This window comes from Bacillus sp. JJ1773, assembly GCF_036962035.1.
GTDB lineage: Bacteria > Bacillota > Bacilli > Bacillales > Cytobacillaceae > Cytobacillus.
Genome location: NZ_JBALNX010000066.1, coordinates 7,050 through 7,991, shown reverse-complemented (window position 1 = coordinate 7,991; position 942 = coordinate 7,050). Strand labels below are relative to the sequence as shown.

Genomic DNA, 942 nt, shown 5'->3' with positions numbered 1-942 from the left:
GTTTAATTATTAAGGAAAATGGGTTATTTCTTTCTAAAGGTAAAGTGAATGATTCTAAAAATCTTATTCGTAAAGAAATATATGCATTTGAGAAATTTGCAAAAAAGCGCAAATTAGGACGTCTTCCATATGAATCATTGTCTGATTGGATAAATCGGATAGAAATTCTCGATTTTGAGGACATCACTTCAATATATGAAAGAGTAAGATATGGACATTTGCCTTTTTCTGATAAGGAAGAGAAATTAGTTAAGGAGAAGCTCCAGCTCAAAAAAATGGAATTGAAAGCTAGAAAAAATAAAGAGCTGAGAAAATAAAGGGCAGTTGTATGTCTGTTTAGCATGATAATAAGTAGCACAATAAAAAATCCGACTTACCGGCAAATAACAAATGCCGGTTTTTTTTATTTATTATGTTTATCATTTATCTTTAAAGGCTATGGTAGGAAAAAGGAGGAAAACTTGATGCAACTTAAAGCTTATAAACTATTTTTGCTTATTCTTTTTTCTCTCGTGCTGACAAGCTGTCAGCAAGCTGGATCTGGCCAATCGATCGTAAACAGTCATGCGGAGGCATTGTTGACGAAAAACAATGAACTGCAGTTTCGGTTTAAAATTAATGATAAAATATTAAGCGGAGAGAGGCTTTACAAAGTAAAAGTATCTATACATAATGCAAAACTTGCATCGGCTTTAGGTACAAATGAAATTATATATGGGTCTGATGTAAAATTTACAGGCGAGTATATTGAGGTTAATAATCGCAACGATAACTTTATTTTTATGAATCCGATTCCATTACTTAAAGATCTCCATGTATTTGAAATTGAAAAGATGATCATGAAAGAGGATGCAGTGTCGGTAGAGGTCTTTAATGATAAACAGGTCATTGCTAAAGCTTTTTTAACAAATTTTTCATCTCAGCTATAAAGTGAAACTTCAA

2 protein-coding genes are annotated in these 942 nt (G+C 31.8%); both read left to right on the top strand.

The genetic code is table 11. The annotated features are described in order from the left end of the window. Positions 1–317, top strand: a 317-nt coding sequence (locus V7127_RS19270; protein ID WP_335488668.1) for a DUF4129 domain-containing protein, incomplete at its 5' end; no start/stop codon positions are given. A 147-nt stretch (positions 318–464) separates the two neighbouring features. After that, positions 465–929, top strand: a complete 465-nt coding sequence (locus tag V7127_RS19265; protein ID WP_335345362.1) for a hypothetical protein — start codon at positions 465–467, stop codon at positions 927–929. The last annotated feature ends 13 nt before the right edge of the window (positions 930–942 follow it).

Bases quoted from the DNA above. Each gene is read 5' to 3' on its own strand.
- V7127_RS19265 (WP_335345362.1), top strand. From the start codon at position 465: ATGCAACTTAAAGCTTATAAACTATTTTTGCTTATTCTTTTTTCTCTC.